Genomic DNA, 24665 nt, shown 5'->3' with positions numbered 1-24665 from the left:
ATAAAATTTACTTCCATCCCCATTTTTGAAATACTTGATGGGATTCTTCCGTTTTAAGATAATCAATGAATCGTTTTGCTTTTTTCTTGTTTTCACTCTTACTTGTTATGCTTACCGGGGTCCCTCTATAGAGCTTGTCTTCTTCAGGAAGTTGAACCAGGTCCGTCACATCCGCCAGACGGTAATGCCAGGATTCATAAGTAATCCATGCGTCCAATTTAGAATTTGCCTTCCATAGATCGATAGCTTCTGCACTGGACTTCACTGAAATGTCAATATTCCTGCTAATTCCAGGGATCAATCCTTTTCTTCCGGCCAAATCTTCCCATAGCCCCAGTTGCCCGGCTCCATTAACATCTACAATCTTTACGCCCTTCTTCGTTAAATCCTCCAATGACTGTATATTCTTCGGGTTTCCTTTTCTAACCAGAATGCCAGCTGACCGTGCATACAATTCTGTACGTTTTTTTTCATCAAGGACCTCCGGATGATCATGCATGAATTCAGTCAGCATATACTCGGACCCTCCGTAAATGATATCTGCATCCTGTTTGGCTTGATCAATCCATTTTTCTTCAGGTCCCGCTGTAACTTCAACTTTTATCCCTGTTTCTTTGGTGAATCGTTCCGCTATTTCCTTGATAGGTCCAAGAGGGCCACCTGGACCGTATACTTTTACGACATCGTTGACTGCTTGCCCCCGTTTCGTACCCATTTCCGGTGAAAATCCTAACAAGACTGCCATCAATGCTATCCAACCGACAAAAATGACCTTTTTCAATTCTTTTATCTCTCCCCTCTAAAAAGCCTTTGTACTATAGATAACGGGACAAACTTCCAAACGGTTTGAAAAAAATCGTTAATTATTTTTAACTTGCTGCAAAATACATCTAATGATCTCCAGTTTCTCGCAACAAAAAAACCATTCGAAAACGGAATGGTTGCAGATGAGACTCCAAAATAATTGAGTTTGCCTACAATTTTTTGTAGGTTTTTAAAATGGCCGTTGATTGGAATGTAGTGCCCGCGGCGCCATTGCACCTGCGGTTTCTCCCATTGAAGCGCTTTTCTAAGCAGGAGTCTCGTACATTTCGTTCCTATAACTTTGTTTTAACATGGAGATAGAGTTCCTTTTGCCTACTTTCATTCCCATACTTTTTCAAGCCTCTTAAATCAAAGATCAAAAAATCGGCTGAAAAGGTCAGCTTGATTTGCTTCCCTTTCTCTGTCTATTTCTTTTTCTAACCATTGCAATTCCCAACAATAACAGAGGAATAATTGTTTGCATCAAAAGTCCATGAAAAGGGAAGGCGACGATATCATATCGACTGACATCCATAGAGCTAGGATACGACCAAAAGCCGAATTCTACAATCAAAACCCCCATCGGCCATACAACAGAACGATAGTCGGAGAGATTCAGCCACTGCGCAGTACCCAAAGCAGCTGCATAATAAAACACAGAAATTTTGACAAACGCTCCTACTATCCATACGGCCATGATGGCGGACTCCAAATGTTCAAAAAAGTTGGCTAAACTGATATACCGAGTTACATTCATCAGGGGATAATTCTTCGTGGATGTTGTCGATCCGAGTACAAAAAGAACGATAAGATTCACCACAACTAACGTCATCATCACAGCAAACACAGTCATCATCCCATATTTCATTCCTTTTTTCACATCCGATAAAAAAGGGAGGAGAAAAATGATCAGGAAAAACTCGCTGAACCATCCTCCCGGTATAATTGAACCTTTGATTGGAGGCATAATTCCATTCCCCAATATCGGGAATATATTCTTAAATTCAAAATCAGGTCCGAGTAAAATGATTAAGAGGAGGATCGGAAGGATAAAAACAGGAACAAACAATTGGGCAGCTCTCCCCAACACCTCTATCCCTCCACGGACGATAAAGGCACAGAGGAGTAGCATCGATGCCATGATCACGCTAATCGGAGTTTTGACCAGAAAAGAGTCGACAATAAATTCTCCATAACTCCTTAGGATTTGCCCTGTGATCGGGATATAAAAAAACAAGAATAAAAAACCGAGAATTTTCCCCGGAATCCGACCAATGATTTGTTCACTGAATTGGATAACCGTTTGTTTCGGATAAAGTTTGTGCAGTTTATAAGCGATATACACCGTCGCATACCCGATGAGAGACGCCAAAATGGGGGAAAGCCATAAATCAGCTTTGGCATATTTGGCCGTGATGCTTGGGACACCAAGAATAGCCGTTGCCACGATTGTTGGATATATCATGAATGCCATCTGTAAAGCTGAAATCCTTCCTTTCTCCATCGTCTTCCTCCTTTCTGTGGTAGTACGTAAATCTGAAATCACACAACCACTGGATAGATTCACTTTTTCGTAAACTCATCAAACGGCTAAAAAAAGATGCAATCCATTCAGTTGGTTTTGTCCCCGTTGCGCGAGTATGGACATAGATAGCACCTTATCGATAGGATATTTAGCATAAAAACGCCAATTCAGCTAGTTTCGGTTCCTTTACGATTTCTTTTCCTTACAACCGCAATCACCAACAATATCAGAGGAATAATCGTTTGCATCAAGATTCCTTGTGAAGGGAAGACCATGTTATCATTATGATTAACATCTATTGAGCTAGGCAACGACCAAAAACTGAAAATGACAATCAAAATCCCTATCGGCCATACAACGGGCCGATAGTCGGAAAGATTCAGCCACTGCGCCGTACCTAAAGCAGATACATAATAAAATACGGAAATTTTCAAAAACGCCCCTACTATCCATACCGCCATGACGGCGGACTCCACATGTTCAAAAAAGTCGGCGATACTAATGTATCGAGATATATTCATCAAGGGGTAATTCTTTGAGGGTGTTGTTCCCCCTAGTACAAAAAGAACCAAAAGATTCACCACAATTAACGTCATCATCACGGCAAATACAGTCATCATCCCGGATTTCATCCCTTTTTTCATATCCACCAAAAAAGGAAGAAGAAAAATGATCAGAAAAAACTCGCTGTACCATCCTCCCGGTACAATCGCACCCTTGATTGGGGGCATTAAGCCATTACCCAATATCGGGAATATATTCATAAAATCAAAGTCAGGAATCAGCAAGAGGATTAAGATACAGATTGGAAAAATAAAAACCGGTACAAACAACTCAGCAGCTCGCCCCAACACCTCTATTCCCCCGCGTACGATGAAAGCACACAAAAGCACCATCGATGCCATGATCACACTAATAGGGGTATTTACCAGAAAAGAGCTGACCACAAATTCCGCGTAGTCTCTAACGATTATCCCCGTGTTCTGGATATAAAAAAACAAAAGTAAGAAACCGAGAATTTTCCCCGGAATCAGGCCAATAATCTTTTCAGTGAATTGGAAAACCGTTTGTTTTGGATAGATTTTATGCAGTTTAAACGCAATATACACCGTCAGATACCCTATTAGCGCAGCAAAAATGGGGGAAAGCCATAAATCAGTTTTGGCATATTTGGCAGTGATGCTTGGAACTCCGAGCATAGCCGTTGCCACAATCGTCGGATACATCATGAATGCCATCTGCAGAGATGAAATTTTTCCTTTCTCCATCTGCTCCCTCCTTTCTTTAAAAGACTTAATTTAATGCCGCAACAGATTCACTTTTCCATAAACTCTCCAAATGGCCTGAAAAGAGTTTCCATCCATTGAGTGGGTCCTGACATCTGCGGGAGATTGAACATGGACAAAACCAGGCCAGTGAGGAGCAGTGTAAGAAATGCCACTTTATCTTTTTTGGGGTTTTTTTTCATTTTCGGCCATTCAAACAAAATGATTAAAGCTACGATCACGGTTGTACACAAAAAAGCCCCCCATCTCACTTGTCCTTCACCTCATTTTCAGACAAACCTGCCGGTTTGTTTATATAGCCCTGTCTTCGAATATGGGCCGCAACATCGATTTCCACTTCCATCTCAGCGAATATATCATCCCAGTGGTTTTCGACCTTATTAAACTGTTTAGGGTACTTCCTATAGAAATCTTTACCCAACCCTAAAATGTCCGCTTTCTTATCCTGAGTATGCAGAAAAGCCATCTCGATGCGATCTTCTATATCTTTTTGGTATGCTCGTTCTGCAGCTTTTAGCATTTTTGGACTTGAAAGGTTTAAATTCGTTCCATTTTGTATAACAGCTCCTTCTGTATTTACCTTCACTAACAATTTCCATTTGTTATTTCGAAATTGCGGAATCTTCTTGATTTTAGCCGTCACTGGATTCAAAGAAATCTCCCCTTTCACACCTTCGGGTTGAAAGGTCACGGTGTATGATTCAATTTCATCCCTTAACCACAACAGCCCTCTTGTTTCTTTTTCTGTCATCATCCCGGTCATCTTATCCTTTTTTAAAACGGCTGTCCCAAAAATGTAAGGAATTCCCTGTAATTTTGTTTGCCCTTTCCCCGGCGGCAATATTTTAACGACTGGAAGTGCGGCAGCTTGAGGTTTACCTGTTAACATTTCATCTAAATCCTGTAGTGTGACCAGCATCCCAATATGTAAATCAGATAGTTCTCTAAGCACTTCCCCTGAATATTTTTCCAGGGGTGGCAACGATTCCAGGATAGGCTTTGCTTTCCCTTTACTGACATACACATTTGCTCTCTCTCTTGGCTGAGGATGGCGCAGCAAAAAATCCAGCTGCTCTTGAATTCCTTCCATCGCTAACTTTTCACCGAAAACAAATACTTTACAATGTCCCCAAAATACTTTTCGCGGAAGCTTGCTTTGAAGCTTAGACAATGCATCTGAAATATTGGGGCCTTTTTCACTTCTAACCAATGTCGCAACCGCACTCCCTCCCTGGCTGGTCGCTCCTGAACTGCCTCCACTGCTTATTGAACTTGGAATGAAGACTTGGACAGATAGTTCTATTTGATTCTTATCCTTCTTATCGATGGCGGCTGCTGTGACAATCGCCAAATCAGTGATTTCTATTCGATCCCAACAACCGCTTAGAAAGGGGGTCGTTCCACAAATAACGAGCAAAAGAAGAACGCTTTTCATGAAATGACGCCTCTTTCCTTTCTCCGGGATCCTTTTTCGCTTCCAGCTATTATTCACTCCGTTTCACTCCCCCTTTTAGGATTTGATTTCTGTTCCGGGGCTTGACGGTATACATTAGAATCCCCTGTGAGACGCGGACGTGTATCCATCATCCACCAAGGGGCTCTCCACAGCACATCTTTCAGCTCTTTACCTTTTAACGTCGCCAGTGGCGCTAAGTATGGAACGCCAAAGGAACGTAAGCTGCATAAGTGAATGACTATGGCGATGATTCCCATCATGATGCCAAGCAGCCCTAAGGTACCGGCAAGCAGCATCATTGGGAAACGCAGCATCCGGAAAGCAATTCCGGCAATATAGCGAGGCATCATAAAAGAAGCGATTCCCGTAATCGCAACCACAATGACCATTGGCGCTGAAACCAAGCCCGCTTGTACGGAAGCTTGACCAATCACTAGCGCTCCAACAATGCTGACGGCAGAACCTACCTGCTTCGGCAATCGAACCCCTGCCTCCCTTAGTGCTTCAAACGTAATTTCCATAGCCAATGCCTCTACTATTGCAGGAAAAGGTACCGATTCCCGGGATGCTGCTATGCTTAGCAGGAGTGCGGTTGGGACCGCCTCATGATGGAACGTTAAAATAGCAACATAAAGTGAAGGAAGCAAAAGAGATAATCCCATAAAAAAGTATCGTAACCAACGGATAAAGGTGCCTGCCATAAAACGTTGAGCATAATCCTCTTGTGATTGAATTAAAGAAAAGAAGGATATTGGTGCAATTAAAGTAAAAGGAGTTCCTTCTACAAGAATGACAGCTCGTCCCTCCAGCAAGCTGGCACAGGCTACATCCGGCCGTTCTGTCGACATGATCTGAGGGAAAGGTGAAAACGGATTGTCCTCGATCATTTCCTCGATGTACTCGCTTTCTAAAATACCGTCTATTTTAATTCGTTCCAACCGTGTTGAAATCTCTTCAATCAGTGTTTTATCCGCAAGTCCATCTATATAAGCAATCGAAACATTCGTCCTGGTAAGAGTTCCAATCTTCATAGATTGTATTTTAAGGGCAGGACTTTTGATAATACGTCGCAATTGGGAAGTATTTACCTCTAGAGATTCAATAAACCCCTCTCGTGACCCCCTAACTCCCCCCTCTGCCACAGGTTCTTCAATCGCCCGCTTTTCCCATTTGGACAATCCTAAAGAAAATCCATCGCTTCCCCCTTCATATAGAAGGATCGGGTTTCCAGAGGAAATCGATTCAATGCAATCCGCCAAAAAATTCACTTTTACCACTTTAGGAACGGGCATTTTATGTTCAATAAACTCATTTAATTGTTGTGGTTCTTTTGATGACTCCTGCATGAGTGGGGATAGCACATATTGCTCTATCGCCTCGATGTCTGAGAGTCCCGCAATGTAAATGAGCATCGCCCGCGTCTCTCCGAAAAGTAAGAACGAGCGGAACATGACATCGGAGCAATTATTATAAACAGAACGAAGTGTTTCAACATTTTGACTGAAATTCTCATCAAGTGAATCTGCAGGTTTGGAATCCAGATAATCATTTTGTACCAGGGATTTTTTTTCTTTCTTTTTTCTTAACAATTTGCCAACATTACGAATCAAGCTGGTTACCCCCATTTTTTTGCAGGTCGCTCTAACTCCATTTTTCTATGTTTCTTCATTAAGGGTATTTTATACAGAAAATCATGAGCTCAGCATGAACTTATATTTAGCAAATTGAAAAGTTATGTTATAAGTTGATATTGAATAAACCGTAATCCTTTGTGATATCCTGTTTGTAATTAATAACAAAGGGGTATATCAAAAACCGAGGCTAGTGAAAAATACTGCCTCTGTTTAAGTATGGATTTAGACCAAGATATGCAAGGCCATAAAGTGGGGGATACTTTTTAAAGGATGGATATTCGCTTTAAAATACCCCTTCTTTTTTATCTCTTTATAGAAGATTCATGGGCAAACAGACTAAAACATTAGAAGATAAGGGAGATTCTATGTCATTCTTAATCACATTGCTCGGATTATTAGTTTCCACAATAATCGCTACAATATTAAATGCCATATGGACCCGTATTCCACTGCCGATATATCAGATATCCATGGGAGCAGTGCTTTCATTATTGCCATTTCAATTATCATTGGATTTTCACTCAGAATTATTCATGATCTGTGTCATTGCTCCGCTGCTCTTTACAGAAGGAAAAAATACGTCCCGTAAAGAATTGCTTGAATTGCGTAAACCTATTCTGTTATTGGCCTTTGGGTTAGTGTTCGTGACTGTTTTTGCAGGAGGTTTTTTCATCCACTGGTTAATACCTGATATGCCGATGGCTGTCGCTTTTGCTTTAGCAGCAACGATTACCCCTACAGATGCCGTAGCGGTACAATCGATTACAAAAGGGTTGAAATTGCCCGGAAATATGATGCCCATCCTTGAAGGTGAATCACTTTTCAATGATGCTGCTGGAATCGTTGCTTTTAAAGTTGCCTTGACAGCTGCCCTAACTGGGGTATTTTCTATAAAAGATGCTTCGCTAAATTTTATATTTGTAGCTTTAGGCGGTATCTTTATAGGTATCCTATTGGGCTATTTAATCGTTAAATTACGATTATTTTTACGGGTTCATGGACTTGAAGAAATCTCCATGTCCATTGTTATTGAACTGATTACGCCTTTTGCCATATATATGGTAGCTGAGGAATTCCATGTATCCGGAATCTTGGCAGTGGTTGCTGCAGGTGTAATCCATGGCATCGAGCGGGACCGCCTTCAGAGTTCCACAACTAAATTGCAAATTGTATCAACTAATACATGGTCTGTATTAGGTTATGTTTTGAATGGACTTGTATTTGCTTTATTAGGATTCATGTTGCCGAGTGTTTATCAGGAAATTGAGTCCGACCTAAATAGGGGTAATCTTTTTGGGATAAGTGTTTTGATTGTTCTTTTATTATTGGTGATCCGTTTTATTTGGGTATACATTTTGCATAATACCTTCACGAAAAACAGAGTGAATCCCTTAGAGCAATTCATCATGTCAAGGGTTCATCCAGAAGATAGCGAAAACACCGATGATGATTATGTCTCAAGATCCCGATTTGCATTTTTGACATCCGTTTGCGGCATTCATGGTACCATCACATTGGCTACAGCTTTATCCATACCATATTTCATGCCGGATGACACTTTATTCCCGATGCGTAATACAGTCTTGTTTATCGCAGCTTGCGTCATATTGTTAAGCGTCATATTGGCTACGGTTCTTTTGCCATTACTGGTAAAGACACCGGTTGTATTCAAAGATGAGCGCCTAACCCCTGAGGAGGCTAATAAAATTATTTTAAATAAAACGATCGAACAGCTGAGCAAAGAAGCAACCATGGATAATCAGAAAGCAGTCCATCAAGTGATGGAAGATTTAAATGAACAACTGATAGATTTGGAGCGGGGAATAACGAATAGACCGGATAATCGGACAATACGCGATTTAGTGGAGCTTGGTGCCAACAAGGAATTGGAGGTCGTTTCTGGATTAGTCGAAAAAGGGACTATATCGCAAACAGCCTTTGAACTTTATAAAGTGTATATTTCAAGAACCTTAAATTATATGCAAAAATCTTCGCTGAAAAGGGCTTGGATCAATTTGCAGGCCATTCTTTTCAAGAAAAAGATCAATGTCAAATGGGATAAGAAATGGGAAGCTAAATTGGAGGACTCCATCATTAAAAATGCTGACCTGATACGGGAGTTCCGTAAAGCCCAAAAAGAAGCTTCAAAGGAAGCTATTTCATTGATCAAACAACAAACTACACCTGAAAACCGTCATGAAGTCATGCTTGTCATTCAAAGATATAATCGTTATTTGAATCCATTCGGAACATTAAGTGAAAAAGAAGCTAATCGCTTTGAAGAGATGGTGAGTCATTTTCAGTTGAATGCTATGCAAATCGAACGTGATATCATTCAGCAAATGGTTGAAGATGAGCAAATATCCATGCAAACAGCGACTGAGCTTAGACAGAACTTAATCTATGATGAAATGTTAATGATAGAAAGCCGATAAAATACAAAGAGACACCGATACAACAGCGAGCGGTGTCTCTTTATTTAAATCCAAAGGGGGTCAAACAAATGGAGAAATGTCATAGGAAAAATGAAAATAAAAAGACCTGCTATAGTTCGAGCAGGTATAAGAGGGTTCCAGTTTAAGATGGTACGGTATCTTCATGGAACCTGATCCCATTATCCTTTTTGGTGTTCTTGTTCGTTCAAATGGTAACTTCGTTTTGCAGCTTTAACTGTTGTTTCAATTGAACATACTGCAGTTCATGAAGCATCATGAAGCCGGCGGGTTATACGAAAATGCCTTTATTTTCTTGCGGTTCAGCTTTACACCTCTCTAACTGATCAATCCTCCCTCAATTCTCTCTTTTATCAAGTCCATCATTCAATATCTTCACTTGATGACGGAAATATAGATAGAAAATGATCCAAATGATCATATAGAATGGTATAAAAATCCCAATTCCTATAGCTAATCCTTTTAAGCTGAATGAAATCCACCCAACAAAAAAGGATAATAGGAAGTAAAGGATGCTGACAGTCAGGAAGTGCAGAATGGTTTGAGATAATAAACTCCATTTTTCATTTTCAAAGATGATTGTTGCCGTGCTGAAGAACCAGCCACAGCATAAGCAGCCTATCGCGTTTTTTACAAATATTTCACTGTCTAATGCTGTGACCTCCCCAAAAGCGATCACTCCAAAACACGTCAGCACCATCACGAGTGCCCCAAGGCAAATCCCAGCAAAGCTACGGAATAATAGTGTTTTCATCATAATCCCTTCCTTTTCCATTGAAATGCTTTCTTGATCCCTTGAACATAATGGCGAGAAACATATTCTTTTTCCCCTGATCGGAAATACACACATAAGGTACCGTTGAAAGATGCCTCGAATCTGCTTAACTCATCCAAATTTGCAATCACTGACTTGGACAAACGCACGAATTGATTACCAGGAAGGTCCCTTTCCAGTTCATATAACCTTTCTTTCATTTCGAAAGTACCCTGTTTCGTCCGCACCATTATGGAATCTTGCTCTGTGAACAAACAGATAATTTCTTCTGCCCGGAAGACATGCTGCATTTCTTCTTTTCTACCAACAAAATACGGTCTTTTCCTCTCCTTCAAGCGCTCCATCAGTTCCTGCACTTCCTCATTCCATTCATGATTGCGGATAAGCACCTCTATCGCCTTGATCTCCTCATCTATCTCTACGTTTATTTTCATTCTGCGGCCTCCCTTTACTTATAATGTAAGTATATTAATATCTTTGATATTTCGTTTGTGATTTCCAGCTACATGCCGCTTTATAGCGATAACATGCTTGAAATGGATACACAGATACACTAAATAACCGTCCAAATAATTGGACGGCCCTTTGCAAAATCTTAATTCCCTTTTGATTGCGTTCATATTAATTAGCTTATTTAATGACCTTTTCCAAGAGTTCGATCACTCTTTGCTTGTAAACGTACTTGGCATCACCACGGCGACAACCTCGCCTCGGGCGCAAAGTTTATCGATCGCAAATACCTCTGTTTCGATTCTCCATTTCTTAGGATGAATCTCATGAATTTTCCCAACTGCCATTAATGGCACATCATTTGGGGTTGGCTTTACAAACTCCACTTTAAGTGAAGCGGTCACGAACCTGGGAGGCTCCACTCCATCTCCAACTTCATGCCCATTTTTACGATGCATTGCCAGTGCAGCTGAACCTGTTCCATGACAATCAATTAACGATGCAATCAAGCCGCCATAAACAAATCCTGGAATTGCGATATGCTCTGGACGTGGTGTATAAATTGTCTTTGTTTGTTCGCCTTGCCAACCCGTTCGAAAATGATGACCATCTTTATTTAACCGACCACATCCATAACACCATGCAAATTCATCTGGATAATCATCTTGAATCGCTTTTGGCATATTCTCCTCCATCAACTCTCCCCCTTTTTCAGAATATTATAACACTACTAAAGGATAATCGGTCTATTAGGTAAATGGTGAAAGAGTAGTGTTTTAGTTTTAATTTTCATGAAATAGTAAAATGACGCAGCTTTATACATACTGAGGAAATCGACAACATACATAAAAAGTTTGCAAGGGCTCCTTTACTCGATATAAATGACAAAGGCCCCTGTATGCGTGCAGCATTCAGGAGCTTTCCTTTGACTAATATATAGTTAAGAAGTATCTGCCATTGCATTATTAAAAGTTAAGCCTTTTTCTTAAATCCCAATACTTGAATGTCATTTTACCCATTTTCGACTTCGAAAGTGAATCATATTTACGCCCAAGTGCTAGGTTTTGTTTTTCCAGCTTAGTAATTTGTTTAAGCTGAACTGTGTTTAGTTTTTTTAATTGCTTCACTTCTTTAACCAATTCTTTATTTTTCACTTTAAATTCATTGTTTTTATTATCGACAATTGCCTGTTCTTTCATTGAAACTTCCACATCTTTTGGTTTTAATTTAGGATTGCCATAGGTTTCAAACCCTATCGTTTTTAAATATGGCATGTTATTTTGAAAATTTTGTTCAAAGTTTCCATAACTTTTATGGATGTGGAGAAATGTATAACATCCGGATTTTTCCATTGAAGTGATTTGACCATACCCAGACAGTTTAGACAGTTTTTCAACTCGTTTTATTTCTTCAGGTATGTTTTTGACAATATAGGTAAAAACTTCGTCACCATTAAACTCTGCAGGCAATTTTTTCACTTTTTTTGATGGTGCAAGCTTATTCAGTTCATCAAAATCATCTTCATCAATATAAAACATATCCGAGCTTTCATTCACATAATCTGTAATACGTTTGCTCCATAATAGACCTTGCAGTTTTTTTATGGCTTCCGAAAATAAAAACTGCCTGCTAACTTGATACATTCGTTGCGCAGCAAACTCATATATATCCTTATTACATAGCGCTAATTTGACAGCTTCACGGAAATCCTTCTCTGTAACAGCATATAACGGGTAATCTTCGCCAAAAAGCTTTATATGCATTTCAGTTGGATTCATTATTACAGCCTTCCTTAAGATCCCATACTCCAATAGCTTTGTGGACAGTTCCAGACTGCTGTCCATTTCCTCACTTCTCCAGGTTATCCCAATATCACTGTTCACGATTAATTGTTGGGCATTCTCCCTTGTCAATGCCCCGTACCATGTAAGCCCATCTGTATTTTTAAGGAGGTATGCAGCTTCTTCCTTAAAATGAGAATCATCTTTAACCCATTTGAATTTATCCCCCGCTACATCAAGTGACAGATTCGGAATCTCACGTTTTAATTCTTTAAAAGCAGTAATGATGGGAATGGTCTTCCAGTCCGGGTCGAATTTCCCTGTATATACAAGTTTGTTTTTTAACCGGGTCTGCCCTTCTGCTGATTCAACGTTTGGTATCATCGGCGTAAGCAGGGAAACTTTGTTTTTTTCTTTATTCAAATTAAGAATCTCAATGACAAAATCGCACATCTCTTCTGTTTGACATAAGAAATACGCACACTGATCATATATATTTTTGATGCTCTCAAATTTTTCTTCATTAACATCCTGACCTATGTGAGTCAAGCCTGTAGCATAAACTAATGTATTCTTTATGATATGCTCATGCTTTGCTATTTTTTCAACAGTCTCAATGCTTCTTACAAATAGCCAATCATATTCCTTTTGACTCCAATAATTTGAAATGAGCATTTCAGCTATATCAAAATCAATGACACCTTTTTTTACCCACTCATCATCGGTGGCCCTAAAAAAAGGATCAACAAAAGGATTGAGAATGGTTATATTATCAAATTTCTCAAGAGGCTGAATTAGGATATCACGTTTGACCGGGCTAGCTAAAAGCAAGTCAACTTCGATGTTGGAATCTAAAGCAATGGTCGATGCTAAGGAAGATAAAAATACTGCAGATCCATCCATTGAATTCATGTCAATAAAGCCAAATAGAAGCACCTTCATTTTTCTGTTTTCAACTAGTTCATGTGAATTCAAAGTTTTCACTCCAATGACTGAAATCTGGTATGAATTTTTATTTTTTTATTTGCTCTTTAATAGATGATTTAAGCGCAAGATATTTTAGCGTGAATTTCCCTGCATATGTAACGTTGAATTTGTGTTCTAATAACTTAAGTCTTCGCATTTCTTTGTTAAGCTTAATATTTTCTTTTTGGGCCATCTTACCTTTTTCTAATTCTTCCCGCAGCCTATTATTTTCTTTTGTCATATTCTCAATTATTTTTTGCTTTTCAGTGCCACTTGCCTCTATGAGCTCCAATGTCATGGACATCATGTCTTTCATTTGTAATTCAAGTTCCTCATACATAGTTTTCCAATATTCGTTTCGTTCGTCCATATTGAAAAAACTCCCCTCATTTAACCTTGGATAATCTCCAATTCTCTTTTAATAACAACATCTACCGCGCATTTTTCACGAATCGACTGAGAAGCTTGTTTTGACACTCTTAAAAATACGTCCGAGTTGTAATATAAGCGCTCTATTGCATCCGCAATATCGATAGGGGACTCAGGTTTTGTAAGAAGGCCAGAAACGTCGTGTTTAACGAATTCCGGAATTGCCGTGATATCTGTTGAAATCGGCACTAGCCCACTGGACATGGCCTCGCACATTGAAACACCTTGAGAATCCAAACGGGTCGGGCAAAGGAAAATTCCATACTCCTTATGTAATGCAGCGATTTGCTCCTGAGAGAGGAAACCTTTATGAATCGTTACATTCTCAAAATCCAGGATTGGCTCAACGGTTTGATCGAACAATTTCCCATCACCATAAAATCCAAATTCCAACTTATCGAAGTATGGTCTCTTCGATAGTTCCAGCACCGCTTTCACCGATAAATCATTGGCGTATTTTCGTGAAGCGTATGGCCTGATTGAAAGGACTTTTGTCCGCTTTTCAACGGGCTTTTCCATAAAGGTAAACAGATTGTCATCTATTACATTAGGAATGATTACTGAATTTTTCGATTCCGTTCTTGCGTCACATTCCGCAATATGTTCTTTGAACCATTTGGAAATATGAACAAAGGTTGTATCCAATTCATTCGTTTGATAAAACCAATTCATAAAAGAAAGCTGTTCTATATAATAGTCTTCCGACATTTCAAGTATCTTCCTCAAGCTTTCAGGGCTTTCAAGAAAATTAAACCATCTCCTATGCCATGCCTCCGTTTCAAATCCATGTATCCAGGTGATAATCGGTAAATCTGTGTTCGTATCTTTTATCGCTTGTACCATTTTTGGATTAACAAAATGAATGAGCGCTTTTTTATGTACTTTATGATTTAAGAAAATGCGCAGATGCTGTTCAGTTCCTCGATAAACAGGCACATCTTCATACGTATACTTTTCTGCTTTTTTATAGGCAGGATGCAAAACAAAGACATCGACCTTCAAACCCTCATCCAGATAAGCCTTGACTCTTCGATGGATAAACCCATTCCGATATAACTGATCTTCATGCGGATAAGCATTGGTAATGATTACATATCTATCTTTTTCACTAAATGTAAGCTCATATAGATTTATAGATTCCTCCATTTTTGTTCACTCCTACTATTCAGTCATCTTCAATCAGCCTGCTACTCATCTGTAAATGAAGGATTTTTAGAAGACCCTTTTCCAATCACTTTTAAAACCGTCAATCGATTATAACAAACATGTATTACTGAATATCGACATCAATATGAGAATTCTGTAAATATAAGTAAAGTTTTCATGAACTTTTATATATTTTTGTTAAATTTCAGTAATGACATAACCGGAAGGATCAGCATTCGTATAATCGCCCTCTTACATATAAACTATTATATTTAAGTCTGTTAATAGGACTTGGGAGTGTATAGCATAAAATCAAAAGCTCATCATATCCTTAATGGAATTTATTTGGTCCAGGGACCAATCAGTACCTTTTTCTACCTTCAAGAATTATTCAAGCATGTTTTTGTAAGAATAGAATAGAATCGAAAAAAGACCAATTTGCTGAAGAGAGTGATATTGATGGAACCCATTACCTTTAAAGCATGTGCAATCACTAATGAAATTGATTTGAACAAAATCGCCATTCATTGCGGCATTCCTAAAAAATTCACCTGGGAAGAGCCTTTAATCCTTAAAGGCGATATTCTAAGTTCCATCCTTAATAAAAATGTGGACGAATCGCAACAGGTGCTGGTTTTCTCCTTTGGCAGCATTGTCTTCATTAATTACTCACACGCGGATGAGATTAAGGAGTTTTCATCCTTTATCCATTCTTTCGAGCCGGACATTGATCTCGTTAATGTAGACAGATATACAGACGATTACAGCCTTCACTTCAGTGAAACTGAAAACATCAATTTGACAGACGAATATGTAGTTGTGCCTAAATATGAATTTTTCTATCCTGAATTAATTTCCACCATTCTCGCAAAATCGGTGGCACTTGAAAAAACAGAGGAACAACTCGGAAAAATCCACGACAAGCTCGAAGCCATGATAGACCGGCTGGAAAAAGGCAAGCTAAGAATCGGCAACAAGGAATTAGCGAGGACGACGGCAAAAATCGTTCGTCACGAGTACAATACCCTAGCGTATATCATGATTCTGGATAAACCTGATATTACATGGACAAGCAGTATTGCCGGCGAATTTTATGACAGAATGCTTAATTTTTTTGAATTGAATGATCGGTATAAAATCTTGAAAAGTAAAACCGAAATTTTATATAACATTATGGATGGGTTTTCTAACATCAGCCATTCGATCAGGGGACTATTCGTTGAATGGATCATTGTGATTCTCATTGTCTTTGAGATTGTTCTGACGATTTTAGAAATTGTAGGATGGATACCATGAATTCTGAACATGTCGTATCCATATCAATGGTGAAAATTTTCCTGCATGGGAGGTTGGATGGAGAACTTTCAAAAAATAAGCATCATTAAGATGCTTATTTTGCGTTTAACCACTCTTTCATTTTTAAGTTACTGTATATGGAAGTTTAATTAAATTCCTTCCATACCGGGGACTAGGTACTTTTTGGGATTTGCATCTCCTTTATGCCTCTAATAATGATTGATCCCCCTATCGTTTACCTCTTATGGGAGAACGTTTTTTTCTATCATACTCCCCCGGGGTTGCCAACACGTTCCACTGCCCTCTATATATTCCGGAAGTTATCTAAAGCTCACTTAATCCAGAGCAAAATGGAAAATAAATTCCTCCCCTTCTTCCCCGTTAAATCTGTATCCTTTGTCAACGAATTCAGCTTTTTTATATAAATTTATCGCTGGAACATTCGAATGATGCACTGTTAGTATAATCTCATTTTTATCTGGATGACTTAGTTTGATCATCTCAGGCAACACTTTTAAAGTCTTAAAAGCCAGCCCCTTTTTTTGATGGCGCAAATCCAAGGAGAATGATTTAAGAAGAACCGCATTCTTATTACTTGTATATTGATTTCCCGCTTTATCCGTATATAAGGCAAAACAGCCGATCAACTCCTCATCTAAATAAATGACCATGGGAAGGTTATATTTATCCTTTCTGAAGTCTTCGATAACTTTCAAAGGTAAGGAAGTATAGATTGCTTGTTCTATAGGTAAACAATAGTTGCTCAGCGCCTCATAGTCATTTTCGATAAAAGGCCTAATGGTTAATCCAGTCAACATATTTGCACCCCATTTTTCACATTTTGATAAATCCATATTAACAGATACTAAAGTTTTACAATCCACTACAAACAATAATTTTCAAAAATGTTTATTCACAAAAAAAGGAATGGCTTGTTTGCCATTCCTTCAGACTGTAGAAAAACTCGAAGAAAAGCGAGTTGATTACAACCTTTTTAAAAAACGTTCCTGGTAAAAAAGGACCATTAAGGATAACCAAGGCTTATTTTCTTCTTCGGTTTTGCAAATCATGATGTTAAATCATTCAGATGCCGATAATTCACTTTCCGTTACCCATTTATGGTTCTTTACTTTTTCTCCCCCCGTAGTCGGTGTATAATCGACCATATAAACAGTCGTTTTTTCAGCAGATTCAACTTCAGCGACTGTCCCGTTCATCCCTTCCATATGAGAAGCATTTACTGTGACCTTCGCTCCGGGTTCATACGTCTTCTCTCCTGCATCTTTGATTTCTTCTTGTATGATCCATTTATGATTTTCCACTTTTTCCTCGCCATTTGCAGGCGTATACGAAATGGCATAAGCAGTCGTATCAAATGCACCCACTATTGTTGCTTCAGCCCCCCTCATGCCTTCCATATGACCTGATTTGATAATCGCTTGACTTCCAACTTCATATGTTGGTTTTTCTGCAGCTTTTAATTCTTCAGGAACATCACCCGAGCTAGAATGGTTCATATCCATTTCACTATGTCCCATTTCTTCTTTATCCTCTTTGTTTTTATCATCGCTGTTGGAACATGCGCCAAGGATTAAAAACAGCGCTGCCAATAATGATAGGATGATAGGCAATTTTGTTCTTTTTTTCATATTGAGTAAACCTCCTTTATGATTGCATCCATCTTACCAATTAAATATGCAGAAAATATGGAGTGACTCGTGAAAAAAGTAATGGTGCCCCATACATTTTTTTGCAATAGTCTTGCCTGAATTGAACCTGATGGCGTTAATATTAAAGGTCTGAAAAAAGAAGAACCATTCCCGCAGATAGAAAAATCACCTTTTTTTGGCTGAACAGAATTCTATTTAGCCACCACAATCTTTACTTTTATTGCTATTCGACTTTTCTTGCAAAAACTTTTTGAATTGCTCTTTTGTAATATTTGATTTCATTGCCAATGTGACTAATTCCAGCCATTCGTCAGGAAGGTTTCCATCAAAATCCTTCATATCATCATCTCTTTCTTTTTATTTTTAGTCTATTTTTCCAATAATGTGTAAAACTATATTCGGAATATCATTATAAATTAACTCAATCATCCATAGCTGCATTTTAGTGTAAATTTAATAAGTCTTTACATTTACCATAAGGCCCCCATGTTTGTTTGTAATCAGGGAATTCCCCATTCTTCTATATTAATAACCTTAATTATTTCATAATAAAAGTGAACAGCATGCTCTCGCGTAGTTTAACAGAGGTAAAAAGAGATGAGATGGATATAGAGGGTATTTGAGGTGATCAATCCTTCCGGATATTGCCTGGTAATCAAGCAAGAAGGACTTGGTCAAAAGTCCTTCTTATGTCTAGTCTCCCAAAGTTGATTGTTCGATTTTTTGCATGATATGCGAAAGGTTCATGGAGGCATGTTTTTTATAATCCCTGCCTATGGATTTGAATAACCCTTTCGCTATACCTATTAACATGATTTTGGTATGTCCATCCGAAATAATGGACTTATTAGGGAAACTTGATATAGCTTGCGCACCGCCAATCTTATTAGCTGTTTCCTTAATAAAATCAATGATTTTAATTTCCTGGATTTCCCCTTCAATGTCGGTTTTATAGATAATTTGATTTCTCCAAAGCTTAAGTTCAATCCTCTGTTTAGTATAATCGAAGAGGTCTTCCGTGATATGAACATTGCTCATTTGAATGGAGTCTTTAATGGGATATAATTTCGGGTTAGGATTGATTTTCTTTATTAAGGATTGGTCAATCGTGACCTTTTCCCGCTTAATGCGCGTATTTTTCGTTTCACATAAAATCAACCTTAACTGTCCGGCAATTATATTGTTGAACTCTTCTAATCCAAAGAGTTCAACGAGCATTACGCTATATTCCAAAATGGTGATCGCTTCATCGAATTCTCGTTTAGCAGCTGCATTCGATCTAGTAAAAACCAATCGATTCTTCCTCTCCATATCCTTCTCACCCCACTGAATTCAAATTTATTGAATAAATTGTAAAAACTTCTGTAATGGATTATTTAGACTGTAGGCAAATTCGAAAAAAGCGAGTTTGTCTACGTTTTTACGAATTTCGCTTCCTTTCCGCAGCCTGGCTGCCGGTATTCATAAAAAAGACTGTCGGGAATGGACAGTCTTTTGGTATGGACGCCTTAGATATTCAGTCTTTTTATCCATTATCTATCGAAGTGCTGTTTCATTAACTCTTTAAATCGTGTTCCATCTATTTCTTCTTTCGTCACTTTCCCATCTTCCCACTGTGTAAAGGATGTATCAGTTAAAGTGATGTTCCCGCTGTTTGTCAAACGGGTGATTAATGGATGTTTATTAAATGGCGATTGGGGATTTTCCCTGATGATCGTTTGGACCTCATTAAGTTCCGTTACATTTTCTACCGGTTTTGAAGAATCAAAAGCATACCCTATTCTCCAATCGCGATCCTTATGTTTCAGTTTCAATTCAAGGATATGATCTCCATGGTCGGTACTTTCTTTTTTTATCCTGAATTCACCATTTTGGGAAACGACCGTTTCTGCGTTCAACGGAACTGGTTTTAAAGGCAGGTTCCCGCCAAAACCCGTATCGATCAAATAGGTTCTCCCCTCATGGTTCAATAAAATGGTGACATGGGTCCTTCCTATGGTCATCCACCCCTGATTATAGATGACACCCCGTACCAAGAATACATCAAAGTCATTCTCCTTCAGGAAAAAATAAAGGGCTGCATTCAATTCATAGCATAATCCACCCTCATTCCTCACGAGGACTTTGTTCCTGATATTCGTTTTATTAATATCACTCAGATGGGATGCCATGATCGATAAGTTTTCAAAAGGAATGGTTTTCGCTGTCTTTTCCAGCATTTCATCTAATTTCTCAAATGTCAGTTTCACATCTTCCTGGAGCCCTATTCTTTTCCTGAATAATGCATTCAGTTCATTCATTAAGATTCCCCCTTAGACAGATACCGACGAAGAGTATCTCGACTTTGTATATATTCATTATACTTTGTCCATATTTCATTCTTCAATCATTCTGCCATTAGCTCCACCACTTCCCCAGACACTTCATTCACCAATATTGGATTGGCCATATAACCGGATTTCCCTACTCGTGAAATAATATCCGTTCTACTTATCGCAAAAACTTTCACCTTAATTAATATTCTACCTTTTCCAGGGTGGGCTTGGAAAAATCTTTAGATAGCAATTTTTACTCACCTACTGCTTTCATTTGTCACTCTTCTTATATTTAAAGTAGTGACCATCCTTTAATAAAGTTGTCTTGAAGATGGAAACTATGCTACTCCAAAACATACCCACACGCAAATAATCAGATTTTGTTAACATAAAAAAACCGATGTCCCTTTAGGGGCCATCGAGCCTTTTTTGAAAAGCTTCCATTACCTTTTATTAAGTGATTGACTTCTATCCAAGTCATGATGCAATTGTGCTGCTGGAACCTTAGGGTTAGGAATCTGCCCCTTTGCAACTGGTTCAGCAACATAAACAAAATCTCCCGTACCATCTGGAGCGCTTCCTGTTGCCCAAAGGCCGTCTCCTTTTACCTTCTGACAAGTTCCAGAATTCGTACGCTTCCGATTGAGATTCCATTTCCGCTTCCAGTGGGAATGAAGCGGGAACGACTACGCCATTTTTTTCTTCAAGTTCTGCAATGGCCGCCATCCATTGATATTGGTGGTAACGATCACGGGCTAACATTTTACGGAAAGTAGCACGGACCCCTTCATCTTTGGTCATATGGTATAAGCGGGCCACTTGAAGGCGTCCTTGGCTTTCAGCATGGAGATTCGATCGCATGTCCGCTAATAGATTTCCCCTCGCTACAATATAAGATCCGTTCCAAGGCACCCCATTTGAGTTGGTTGGCAGTCCGCCAAGTCCGCTTACGAGCAAATACTAGGGATTAATTCCATCCATGATCGCTGCTGTGGCAGGATCTTTTGCAGCTTATGCCTGATCTTCCGGAGAAGCGCCATCAAGTAATTGACTAATGAGCGAACAAAGCATCTCTACATGTCCAATTTCCTCTGTACCACTATCCATCAGCATATCCTTGTATTTTTCTTCTCCACGGCAGTTAAAGCCTTGAAAAAGATATTGCATCATGACAGTCATTTCCCCAAACAGTCCACCTAACACTTCCTGAATTTGACGTGCAAGCATTGATCTGGCCACTCTACCTTAACTTCAAATTGCAATTCTTTTTGAAGACGGAACATATTAACTCCTCCTTTTATTAATAGTTGACTTTCTAGGTTTTTATTACCCGCCTGCCCATGCTAGAAACATGAATCCAGTTATAACGAACAGTAATTAGAAAAAATTTACATGCAATCAACAATGATCATTGAACTAAAAATCCAAGGATTATTTTAGGATTATGAATGGATCACTAATAAGATTTAAAAAGATCCATATACCTGTCTATAACTTTACAATACAGGGTACAGTAGAAGAACCATATATAGGAAAACCAACCACATTATAAAGAAACTTAAAAGGAGGATGGAAAATGGATTTCAGGCCCCGAAATCAAAGAAATCAATCCATTTCAGAATTACGATATACTTATTCCGCTCGTAATCTATGGTCCGGTTTTCTATTCGGGATCGGATTGGTGGCATTCATCGATGAGACCATCTTTCATCAACTATTACATTGGCATCATTTCTATGACAAGTCCACATCCAGCATTGGACTTGTCTCGGATGGTTTATTTCATGCCCTAAGCTGGTTCGCAACGGTCGGGTCTCTGTTCATGTTCGCTGACCTTCGCCGCCGAAAGGGATTATGGCTGAAAAGGTGGATAGGAGGAGTTTTGCTTGGGGCAGGTGCTTTTCAGTTATATGATGGGACCATCCAGCACAAGCTAATGCGTCTCCATCAAATCCGTTACAATGTCGATATTCTCCCATACGACTTGATTTGGAACATTGCAGCCGCAATCATGATACTGATCGGCATTACCATCGTCATTCTAACAAGAAGCAGCTTACTTAAAATGAAAGAAGACGGCCGCCATGCACAGTAATGGACATATTCATGATAATGGAACTGGTTTTGAACCGATTTTATTGATTCTTTTCTCACTTGTTATAGTTATTTATATCGCAGCTGTCGTATTTTCGAATCGCCGCTATAAAAAATGGCCCTTATACCGTACTTTCTTTTGGATTCTTGGCACCATCTGTGCAGCCTTTGCAATTATAGGTCCCATAGCAAATCGGGCGCATATGGACTTCACCACGCACATGGTTGGTCATTTATTGCTTGGAATGATTGCACCAATTCTACTCGTGCTTGCTGCACCTATAACTCTTGCACTGCGAACACTTGATGTACAATCAGCAAGACGACTTTCAAAGTTGTTGAAAAGCTGGCCGCTGCGAATTTCAAGTCATCCAATCACTGCTTCCACGCTTAATATTGGGGGACTCTGGATCCTTTATACGACTGGGTTATATGGGTTGATGCATCACAATTCTCTTCTACATGCCTTGGTGCATTTTCACGTGTTCATAGCCGGCTATCTATTCACTGCGTCCATGATCTATATGGACCCTGCGCCACACAGGTTCAGCTTCATGTTTCGAGCTATCGTTTTTACAATTTCACTGGCCGCCCATGATATCCTTTCTAAATATATTTTTGCCCACCCTCCAAGCGGAGTCACCAAGGAACAAGCGGAAAATGGTGGAATGCTAATGTACTATGCCGGTGATGCCATTGACGTCGCACTAATCTGCATCCTTTGCTATCAATGGTTCAAAGCCACCCGGCCTAAGGGTTCATTTGCCTTGTAGGAAGGACGGTTCCATGATTCCTTTGGTAAACTCCATGTTTCTGTTTATTCATCCAGCATTTGGCTCATACTAATTTTTGATAAAAAAAATTTAGGATGGAGCTGAATGGAAAATGGAATTCGAAGCTAATAATTCTACTGAAAATGCTCTTCGTGATTATAAAGCTGGAATCGGTGTCTTTACGCATAAAATGCCTGATCTCGCAGAGAAATTCAATTCATTTACGGAAGAGTGCTTTAAAGAAGGTCAATTATCCCAGAAAGAAAAACAGCTTATCGCACTAGGAATAAGCTTATATTCTCAAGATGAATACTGTATTATCTATCATACAAAAGGATGTCTTGATCAAGGCTGTTCCGAACAAGAAATTCTTGAAGCCATTGGCGTGACCGCAGCATTTGGCGGAGGAGCCACCATGAGTCAGGCTGTAACCCTCGTCCAGGAATGCATCCAGGAAATAAATCAGATGAAACAATAATAAAGAAGGGATAGGAGAGTTGGTCCTATCCCTTCTTTATGTTCTTAACAAATGCTTTTAATGACTCATATTGTTGTTATTTCCTTGTGCCGGTGCATACGAATTCAACATTTGTTGCATATCCTGCTGCGCAAGCTGTGGAACTTGGTAGTAATGATGTTTGTTTTGATATATCGAAATCTCATATGCCATTTCAATGCAGTTCGGAACGGAATCTGCAAATACGCGGCGAACCACCGGATTCGTTATTTCAAGCGCTGCCATTGCTTTCATGGATGCTGCAGACTTGACAGCTCCAAGCATCAAGCCTGAAATGCATTCATCCGTAATTTCCGAGACGGATTGCAAAGGTTTCTTTGGCTGCGTTGGTGTCAATCCATATATAAAATCGTTATCTTGATTCATTTTGTAGCTCTGAGTCCGTTTAGAAGGATCCTGGCCCGTTTGGAAGCACTCCAATGAGATATTATATTCATCTTGGATGAACTGATATTGACGATCCATGATGTCAAGTAATTCCTGATCCTTGATATGCTGACGCAAAAGAGTATACGTGTTTAAAGTACCAATCGTTCCCGACAACACTTCATGTACATCGAATACTTCGTGACCACCGTGATTCATTTGTGGGGGAATGGCACCCGCTTGCATGTTCTGGTGTACTTGACCTTGTTGATATTGGTTTTGCATTGTATTTCCCTCCTCGTTTTATCAATGATGCGAACAAGTTTAGTATGTTGAACCCCAACTGGATTATTCAATCTAAACTCTTCCAAGAAGACCAATTAAGCTGCAGACATGTTTTCTGTATAAAAAAAACGTGACGTTTTAAACTATTAACACATTTATTTCAATGGGAGGATTTCTAATGACATATAAATGCTTCTATTGTACTGATGAAACGGAAGAAAAAAATCCATGCCGTAACGTTTCAAGTTACTGACATGGATAGAAATGAAATGCTCTGTGATGAATGTTATCAAGAAATGCTACAAGGAATAACCTGTTAAGTATCAAACAGCATTTATATTTTCCAACTTTGCTTTAATGAATGAGCATAAAAATATCCCCTTAATCATGTTGACTTTGTGATTGAATGCCCCAGCATGATTAAGGGGATTAGATAATGAAAGGACAATTAAGGCATCACTACCATTGCAGACTTTCGATTAAGTAGCACTTTGTACATTGCTGACTATAGTCATGCTTTACAAATTCATGAATACAATTCTCCCGAAAAATGTTCAGCTCTCTTTTCAGCTGTTCCAATTGAGTTTCCAACTGTTTCATTTCAACTTTTATCTGGATTACCCGATTCATCGAATTCTCCCTCT

The 24665-nt window shown here is 39.0% G+C and carries 24 protein-coding genes and 1 pseudogene; 5 read left to right on the top strand and 20 right to left on the bottom strand.

Annotated elements, in window-relative coordinates; genetic code table 11:
• Positions 1–7: 7 nt before the first annotated feature.
• From ACFVSH_RS03040 to ACFVSH_RS03020, 5 genes are all read right to left on the bottom strand, one after another.
• Entirely contained in the window at positions 8–781 is a 774-nt protein-coding gene (locus ACFVSH_RS03040) for an extracellular solute-binding protein (RefSeq protein ID WP_286182407.1), read from the bottom strand.
• Positions 782–1201: 420 nt separating this feature from the next.
• Positions 1202–2308, bottom strand: a complete 1107-nt coding sequence (locus ACFVSH_RS03035) for a GerAB/ArcD/ProY family transporter (protein ID WP_387704818.1) — start codon at positions 2306–2308, stop codon at positions 1202–1204.
• Between the two features lie 188 nt (positions 2309–2496).
• Positions 2497–3597, bottom strand: a complete 1101-nt coding sequence (locus ACFVSH_RS03030) for a GerAB/ArcD/ProY family transporter (protein ID WP_387597054.1) — start codon at positions 3595–3597, stop codon at positions 2497–2499.
• Between the two features lie 265 nt (positions 3598–3862).
• Complete coding sequence (locus ACFVSH_RS03025; protein ID WP_387597057.1) at positions 3863–5050, bottom strand: Ger(x)C family spore germination protein; 1188 nt, start codon at positions 5048–5050, stop codon at positions 3863–3865.
• Positions 5051–5103: 53 nt separating this feature from the next.
• Positions 5104–6696, bottom strand: coding sequence for a spore germination protein (locus ACFVSH_RS03020; RefSeq protein ID WP_387704816.1), 1593 nt, complete (start codon positions 6694–6696; stop codon positions 5104–5106).
• 374 nt (positions 6697–7070) lie between these two features.
• On the opposite strand from ACFVSH_RS03020, the gene ACFVSH_RS03015 reads away from it, so the two are divergent.
• On the top strand, positions 7071–9140 hold the full coding sequence (locus ACFVSH_RS03015) for a Na+/H+ antiporter (RefSeq protein WP_387704814.1): 2070 nt from the start codon (positions 7071–7073) through the stop codon (positions 9138–9140).
• A gap of 355 nt (positions 9141–9495) precedes the next feature.
• On the opposite strand, the gene ACFVSH_RS03010 is transcribed toward ACFVSH_RS03015, so the two are convergent.
• From ACFVSH_RS03010 to ACFVSH_RS02985, 6 genes are all read right to left on the bottom strand, one after another.
• On the bottom strand, positions 9496–9912 hold the full coding sequence (locus tag ACFVSH_RS03010; RefSeq protein WP_387704812.1) for a DUF3021 domain-containing protein: 417 nt from the start codon (positions 9910–9912) through the stop codon (positions 9496–9498).
• Positions 9912–10367 (bottom strand): LytTR family DNA-binding domain-containing protein, encoded by a 456-nt coding sequence (locus ACFVSH_RS03005; protein WP_214743187.1) that lies wholly within the window; start codon positions 10365–10367, stop codon positions 9912–9914. Before ACFVSH_RS03005 ends, ACFVSH_RS03010 begins: the two co-directional genes overlap by 1 nt.
• 225 nt (positions 10368–10592) lie before the next feature.
• Positions 10593–11078, bottom strand: coding sequence for a PaaI family thioesterase (locus ACFVSH_RS03000; RefSeq protein WP_387597068.1), 486 nt, complete (start codon positions 11076–11078; stop codon positions 10593–10595).
• A gap of 270 nt (positions 11079–11348) precedes the next feature.
• Complete coding sequence (locus ACFVSH_RS02995) at positions 11349–13139, bottom strand: glycosyltransferase family protein (protein WP_387704810.1); 1791 nt, start codon at positions 13137–13139, stop codon at positions 11349–11351.
• 37 nt (positions 13140–13176) lie between these two features.
• Positions 13177–13500, bottom strand: coding sequence for a hypothetical protein (locus ACFVSH_RS02990; RefSeq protein ID WP_387597074.1), 324 nt, complete (start codon positions 13498–13500; stop codon positions 13177–13179).
• A gap of 20 nt (positions 13501–13520) precedes the next feature.
• The gene (locus ACFVSH_RS02985; RefSeq protein WP_387597077.1) at positions 13521–14705 is read right to left on the bottom strand and encodes a glycosyltransferase family 4 protein; all 1185 of its coding nucleotides are present in this window, start codon (positions 14703–14705) and stop codon (positions 13521–13523) included.
• Positions 14706–15164: 459 nt separating this feature from the next.
• Here ACFVSH_RS02985 and ACFVSH_RS02980 point away from each other — a divergent pair, with 459 nt between their 5' ends.
• On the top strand, positions 15165–16001 hold the full coding sequence (locus ACFVSH_RS02980) for an RMD1 family protein (RefSeq protein ID WP_387597080.1): 837 nt from the start codon (positions 15165–15167) through the stop codon (positions 15999–16001).
• Positions 16002–16336: 335 nt separating this feature from the next.
• Here ACFVSH_RS02980 and ACFVSH_RS02975 read toward each other — a convergent pair whose 3' ends face one another.
• From ACFVSH_RS02975 to ACFVSH_RS02945, 7 genes and pseudogenes are all read right to left on the bottom strand, one after another.
• Positions 16337–16885 carry a GNAT family N-acetyltransferase gene (locus ACFVSH_RS02975; protein ID WP_387704844.1) on the bottom strand — a complete coding sequence of 183 codons (549 nt, stop codon included), beginning with the start codon at positions 16883–16885 and terminating at the stop codon, positions 16337–16339.
• Between the two features lie 195 nt (positions 16886–17080).
• Complete coding sequence (locus ACFVSH_RS02970) at positions 17081–17650, bottom strand: YdhK family protein (protein ID WP_387704808.1); 570 nt, start codon at positions 17648–17650, stop codon at positions 17081–17083.
• A gap of 216 nt (positions 17651–17866) precedes the next feature.
• A complete protein-coding gene (locus tag ACFVSH_RS02965) occupies positions 17867–18010 on the bottom strand; it encodes an anti-repressor SinI family protein (RefSeq protein WP_387597086.1) in 144 nt (47 codons plus the stop codon).
• Between the two features lie 354 nt (positions 18011–18364).
• Complete coding sequence (locus ACFVSH_RS02960) at positions 18365–18982, bottom strand: hypothetical protein (RefSeq protein WP_387597089.1); 618 nt, start codon at positions 18980–18982, stop codon at positions 18365–18367.
• A gap of 221 nt (positions 18983–19203) precedes the next feature.
• Positions 19204–19971 carry an arylamine N-acetyltransferase family protein gene (locus tag ACFVSH_RS02955; protein ID WP_387597092.1) on the bottom strand — a complete coding sequence of 256 codons (768 nt, stop codon included), beginning with the start codon at positions 19969–19971 and terminating at the stop codon, positions 19204–19206.
• Positions 19972–20057: 86 nt separating this feature from the next.
• Positions 20058–20180 carry a hypothetical protein gene (locus ACFVSH_RS02950; protein WP_387704806.1) on the bottom strand — a complete coding sequence of 41 codons (123 nt, stop codon included), beginning with the start codon at positions 20178–20180 and terminating at the stop codon, positions 20058–20060.
• A 249-nt stretch (positions 20181–20429) separates the two neighbouring features.
• Positions 20430–21269: pseudogene (locus ACFVSH_RS02945) on the bottom strand (manganese catalase).
• Positions 21270–21562: 293 nt separating this feature from the next.
• On the opposite strand from ACFVSH_RS02945, the gene ACFVSH_RS02940 reads away from it, so the two are divergent.
• From ACFVSH_RS02940 to ACFVSH_RS02930, 3 genes are all read left to right on the top strand, one after another.
• Positions 21563–22081 (top strand): DUF2243 domain-containing protein, encoded by a 519-nt coding sequence (locus ACFVSH_RS02940; protein ID WP_387597095.1) that lies wholly within the window; start codon positions 21563–21565, stop codon positions 22079–22081.
• Positions 22071–22853, top strand: coding sequence for a cytochrome c oxidase assembly protein (locus ACFVSH_RS02935; RefSeq protein WP_387597098.1), 783 nt, complete (start codon positions 22071–22073; stop codon positions 22851–22853). Before ACFVSH_RS02940 ends, ACFVSH_RS02935 begins: the two co-directional genes overlap by 11 nt.
• Positions 22854–22965: 112 nt before the next feature.
• On the top strand, positions 22966–23331 hold the full coding sequence (locus ACFVSH_RS02930) for a carboxymuconolactone decarboxylase family protein (protein WP_098370871.1): 366 nt from the start codon (positions 22966–22968) through the stop codon (positions 23329–23331).
• A 57-nt stretch (positions 23332–23388) separates the two neighbouring features.
• On the opposite strand, the gene ACFVSH_RS02925 is transcribed toward ACFVSH_RS02930, so the two are convergent.
• Both ACFVSH_RS02925 and ACFVSH_RS02920 read right to left on the bottom strand, forming a co-directional pair.
• Complete coding sequence (locus ACFVSH_RS02925; protein WP_387704804.1) at positions 23389–24021, bottom strand: spore coat protein; 633 nt, start codon at positions 24019–24021, stop codon at positions 23389–23391.
• A gap of 459 nt (positions 24022–24480) precedes the next feature.
• Positions 24481–24651 carry a hypothetical protein gene (locus ACFVSH_RS02920; protein ID WP_387597104.1) on the bottom strand — a complete coding sequence of 57 codons (171 nt, stop codon included), beginning with the start codon at positions 24649–24651 and terminating at the stop codon, positions 24481–24483.
• Positions 24652–24665: the final 14 nt, after the last annotated feature.

It is taken from the genome of Peribacillus sp. NPDC058002 (assembly GCF_042886655.1).
Classification (GTDB): domain Bacteria; phylum Bacillota; class Bacilli; order Bacillales; family DSM-1321; genus Peribacillus; species Peribacillus aracenensis.
The sequence above is the reverse complement of the archived record's forward strand: the minus strand, read 5'-3'. Positions and strand labels throughout refer to the sequence as shown.